This is a genomic window from Stenotrophomonas sp. P5_A8 (assembly GCF_056400545.1).
This window is the reverse complement of record NZ_JBFULB010000460.1, coordinates 1-2,353: the sequence shown is the minus strand read 5'-3', so window position 1 is coordinate 2,353 and position 2,353 is coordinate 1. Positions and strand designations below refer to the sequence as shown.

Sequence of the window (2,353 nt, the reverse complement as noted above, 5' to 3'; positions counted from 1 at the left end):
TCCCTTTGGCATGATTATTGGGCTACAGGCGGCTACTGTGAACGCGGTCGCTTGGCTGGCGAGGACAGGCCTGGTTGTTTTCCACACTTGAGGCCGGAAGGCCGTGATTGAGAGCGGGCGGGGGTCAAATGACGCGCAATTTCCATGACCAGCGTTCGGGCGGCCAATCCACCTCCCCAAGCCAGCTTGGGGGAGGTATTCATGTCCGTCCCCTTAACAGAAGGGGTGCGGGAACCTTATACAGCGAGCGACCAAGCCGATTCGAGCCGTCGCGTATTCACGCCCAGGACTCTGATCTCAAGAGATGATGCTCAGGAGAAAGGAAGTCGAGAGGAAAGGAGAACAGCCATGAACCGCGCGAATGAGACGGAGGTCCGCTGGCTCAGTTTTCGCCTCCGGAACGGCCAGTCGATTGGTCCAGAGAAGCTGCGGGCTGCTTGGGAACAGGCCGCGGAGACAAGGAGGTGTGCCGTCCGAAGAGAGGTCTTGCCGGGCGGTCTAGCTGTTTACTCGCTCTACGGCCCAGGGTTTCTCATCTCACCTCAAAAGGCAGAAGAAAGCATTCGGGCGTTTCTTACAAAAGAAGGCTATCTTTTCACCATGACACACGTGGTTGGGAAAGAAAGAAGCCCCACCTGACCTAAACTAGTCTTGCAAATCCTACGATTATGAAGAGCAAAAGCCGGACACGAGCCGATCTGCGAGATCCGTGGCGCTCATTGGCCTGGCTAAGGCAAAACCCTGTATTTCGTCGCAGCCTAAGCTCTGCAACAAAGAGACTTGCTCCTCGGTTTCGGCTCCCTCGGCCACCGTCATGTATCCCAAGCCGTGAGCCAAGCCGATGATGGCGCGAGCCTTGAGAAGTGAGCGTTCGTCTGTTGCCAAATTGTCGATCAGGGATTTGTCGAGCTTCAAGATGTCCATTGGAAGCTCTGTCAAATATGCAAAGTTGCTGTATCCACTTCCGAAATCATCCACGGCGAGGCGGATCCCGGCCAAGGCCATGAGTTTGAGCTGCCGACCTGGCAGCGAGTCTGCCCGAAGCCACTCCCCTTCAGTGATTTCTATTTCTACGTCTTCGCAGGAAAGGCCTTTCGATTTGATCTTTGCGATGAGCCGTTCGGCGGCGTCGGCGCGGGCTACATCTTTGGCGGACAGGTTGATGGAAAGCCCCAGCGTCAAGCCGAGCCTTCGCCAGGCGGACAGTTGGTCGAGCGCGTGGTCAACGACCCACTCAGTGACGCCCTCCATCAATGCGGTTCTCTCAAACACGGGAATGAACTCCGCCGGGCTGACGGAGCCCAGATGAGGATGGTTCCACCTTATGAGCACCTCGGCAGAGACCGGCTGCAGGTCGCTGGATCGAAATCTCGGCTGGTAGACCAGATGGAATTCGTCTTCCTTCAAGCCGCGCTGGGCGTCGGCGGCAAGCCGATAGCCCCGTCTCAGCCCGTCATCCCTGCCTGCCGAGTACCAGGCGAAGGAGACTTGGTCCGCTATGGATGCATGCAAGCCAATGAGCATCCTTCGGATCACGTCATCCGCACCGTCCACACCCAGCGTCACCGCACAGATCCCCGCATGAAAAAGAGGGGACATCGGGACAGCCGCAGCGACCAGCGGCCGAAGCATCCGCGAACGCAGCTCCTCGACTAGCCGCTCCACATCTTCAGCAGTGGGTAGGTCGACGAGAAAGGCAAAACGCGTCACGCCAACGTGATAGACGACCGCCAAGCCTTCAAGCGCAACGTTGAAGCGCACGCCTGCCCGCTTAATGAGGGCCTCTAGTGGGCCCATCCCCAGCACCTGGCCAGCTTCGTTTGCCCTTGGAAGATCAAAGATGTCAACGAGCACGGCATAGAGCGCCTTGTTAGGTTCTCTCTCCGACCAACCTGCATAGTCGATCGTGAACTGGTGGCGGTTGGGCAGCCCGCTCACGGGCTCTCGCCGCCCTGAGAGCACCCGCAACTCCAGTTCATTCATCGCAGCACGGGCCAACGTCTCAAGCTGTCGCGTCTCTGCCGTTGTAAATACCCGAGCCACCTTGTCCATGACGCACAGGGCGCCGATCGGCGTGCCGTTCTGGGCGATCAGCGGGCACCCCGCATAGAACCGTAAGTAAGGCTCGCCATCGACGAGCGGGTTCTTCGCGAAGCGCTCGTCCTGTTGAAGGTCGCTGACGACCAGGGTTCTTCCCTGACTAATGGTGTGCGAACAAATCGAGTCGTGGATGGTGGTTTCTGTGACCTCTAGCCCACGGCGCGAGATCAACCTCTGTCTATCGGCATCGACTAGTGAGACGAAGGCGACCGGGGCATCGAGGGCGTAAGTGGCCAGCTCAATGAGCCAAGGG

2 protein-coding genes are annotated in these 2,353 nt (G+C 58.4%); one reads left to right on the top strand and one right to left on the bottom strand.

What is annotated here, in order from left to right; all coding sequences use genetic code 11:
* Positions 1-348 precede the first annotated feature (348 nt).
* Complete coding sequence (locus tag AC1DQP_RS19550) at positions 349-639, top strand: hypothetical protein (RefSeq protein WP_457321176.1); 291 nt, start codon at positions 349-351, stop codon at positions 637-639.
* 27 nt (positions 640-666) lie between these two features.
* On the opposite strand, the gene AC1DQP_RS19545 is transcribed toward AC1DQP_RS19550, so the two are convergent.
* A partial coding sequence (locus AC1DQP_RS19545) for an EAL domain-containing protein (RefSeq protein ID WP_478052305.1) occupies positions 667-2,353 on the bottom strand: 1,687 nt, incomplete at its 5' end.

Bases quoted from the DNA above. Each gene is read 5' to 3' on its own strand.
- AC1DQP_RS19550 (WP_457321176.1), top strand. From the start codon at position 349: ATGAACCGCGCGAATGAGACGGAGGTCCGCTGGCTCAGTTTTCGCCTC.